Raw genomic sequence first — 2,441 nt, 5'->3', positions numbered from 1 at the left:
TTTCGGAATAAGTAGATATGGGCTTGACGGGGATTCGCTGTTAGGCGAAGGTCTCTTCATTGGAGAGACCGATGAATCTGCTCACGATTTTCAAGCGCTTCCCCGACCAAGAAGCCTGCATCGAATACCTCGAAAAAGTGCGCTGGGGTGCTAGCCCGCACTGTCCCCACTGCGGCGCTGTCGACGTTGCCCGGAAGTCGGAAAGCGAACGGGTCGGGCGCTGGAACTGCCACGCCTGCCGCTCCAGCTTCAACGTGCTGGCTGGCACGATCTTCGAGAAAACCAAGGTCCCTCTCCAGAAGTGGTTCTTGGCCATCGGCCTCATCGTTAACGCCAAAAAAAGCCTTTCCAGCGGTCAACTGGCGCGTGATCTGGACCTGAACCAGAAGACCGCGTGGTTCATGCAGCAGCGTATCCGCGCGGCCATGCTGACGGCGGAGGGGGATTTGTTGCAGGGCATCGTAGAGGTCGATGAGACCTACGTCGGCGGAAAGCCGCGCAAGGGCAACCGCCGCGACGATGACAAGCCGGGCAAGCGTGGACGCGGAACGAGCAAGGCGGCCGTCGTCGGCGCCGTTGAGCGTGGCGGACGCGTGATCGCGCGGGTCGCGGACGACCTGACCGGGAAGGGCCTTTTGCGCTTCCTTCTGAGCAGTGTCCGCCCCGAAGGCACCTTGCTGATTACGGACGAGTTGAGCTCCTACAACGCTGCGGGCGCAATCTTCCAGCGGGCCGTGATCAACCACAAAGAGGCCTATGCCTTTGGCGAGACGCACACCAACTCGATTGAGGGCTTCTGGTCGTTAATCAAGCGCTCTTGGTATGGTTCGCACCACCACTACACCCGGCGCTTCATGCCGCTCTTCATCGCGGAGACTTGCTGGAAATATAACCAGCGCCGCAACGACGACGCCTTCGGGACCTTCATGCGGGGGTGCTTCGCATGAACACGCTCTATTACGGCGACTGCCTCTCCGTGATGCAGAACATGAAGATGGGGAGCGTAGACTTGGTCTACCTGGACCCGCCCTTCAATTCGAACCGCGACTACAACGCCATCTATACGGACGAAACGGGCCGACCGCTTCCCGACCAGATCGAGGCGTTCAACGACCTGTGGGAGCTGTCGGAAGAGCGCCAGCGGGCCATCCGAATGATGCCGGTCCTGATGCGCGACTACGGCGTCGATGACGACATTGTGGAGTTCTGGAAGATCTGGATGAACGCGCTGCGCAACACGCAGCCGCGACTTCTGGCCTACCTGTCCTACATGACAGAGCGCCTGTTGCCGCTTCGGTCACTCTTGAAGCCTACAGGCTCAATCTATCTGCACTGCGACCCCACCGCCTCCCACTACATCAAGGTGATGATGGACGGCATCTTTGGTCACGCGAACTTCCGAAACGAGATTTATTGGTATTACTACAACAAGATGCACGACAGCCGTAAGAGGCTGTTCCCAAAGGCAACCGACAGCATCTTGTTCTACGTGAAGGACCATAAGGCCGACTTCACCTTCAACCAAATTAAGGAATACCGAGACGAGCCGGTCCGCCAGCTCATGCGGGTTAAAAAGGACGGCAAGATCGTCAATGCCCGCGACGCCGACGGGCGGCTGATGTATCAGGTCAAGACAGACAAGACGGTCGATAACGTCTGGCGTATCCCTGCTCTCGTTCCGGCTTCAAGCGAGCGCCTAGGTTATCCCACGCAAAAGCCCGTAAAGTTGCTGGAGCGTATCATCGAGGCGTCCAGCAATCCCGGTGACGTGGTGTTTGATCCGTTCTGCGGGTGTGCGACGACAATCGAGGCTGCGCACAAGCTCGGTCGAGAGTGGATCGGGATCGACATTGCAATCCATGCCATCAAGCGCGTGGCGAAGGTCCGCCTTGAAGATCGCCTGGGACTCAAGGAGGGCGTGGACTTCAAGGTCGAGGGCGTCCCTCACTCGCTGGAGGGCGCGCAGGACCTTTGGGAGCGCGACAAGCACCACTTCCAGAAGTGGGCCATCGAACAGATCGACGGCTTCGTCACGTCCCGGAAGACCGCCGATGGCGGCATTGACGGGCGGCTCTACTTCTCCCTTCCCGATGTGAAGGACCTTCAGAGCATGGTGCTGGAGGTAAAGGGCGGAAAGAACGTCAACGTGAACGTCGTTCGCGACTTGCGCGGCGTGCTGGAGCGCGATCAGGCGCTCATGGCCGGGTTGATCGTCATGGAGGACCTAGGCGAACGAAAGACGCGGAACTTCCGTCAAGAGATGGGCGAGGCGGGCGATCTGAACGTTAACGGGGTCCAGTATCCCCGAATGCAGATGCTGACGGTCCCGGAAATCCTAGCCGGAAAGCGGTTCCTCACCCCTTCGGTTGCTAGGGGCAAGGTCGTCACACAGCCTATGCTGCCTCTCGGCTAACCCTCTAAGCCCATATCTACTTATTCCG

General features: G+C 59.0%; 2 protein-coding genes. Both read left to right on the top strand.

Annotation, left to right across the window (positions count from 1 at the left end; genetic code table 11):
• The first annotated feature begins 71 nt into the window (after nt 1-71).
• Nucleotides 72-947: an IS1595 family transposase gene (locus tag ACFFGE_RS12475; RefSeq protein ID WP_376836747.1), complete on the top strand. Its 876-nt coding sequence runs from the start codon at nt 72-74 to the stop codon at nt 945-947.
• Nucleotides 944-2,413, top strand: coding sequence for a DNA methyltransferase (locus tag ACFFGE_RS12470; RefSeq protein WP_376836746.1), 1,470 nt, complete (start codon nt 944-946; stop codon nt 2,411-2,413). The genes ACFFGE_RS12475 and ACFFGE_RS12470 overlap by 4 nt, the downstream gene beginning before the upstream one ends.
• Nucleotides 2,414-2,441: the final 28 nt, after the last annotated feature.

It is taken from the genome of Brevundimonas balnearis, from assembly GCF_042434805.1.
Classification (GTDB): Bacteria; Pseudomonadota; Alphaproteobacteria; order Caulobacterales; family Caulobacteraceae; genus Brevundimonas; species Brevundimonas balnearis.
This window is presented reverse-complemented; position numbering and strand designations above follow the sequence as displayed.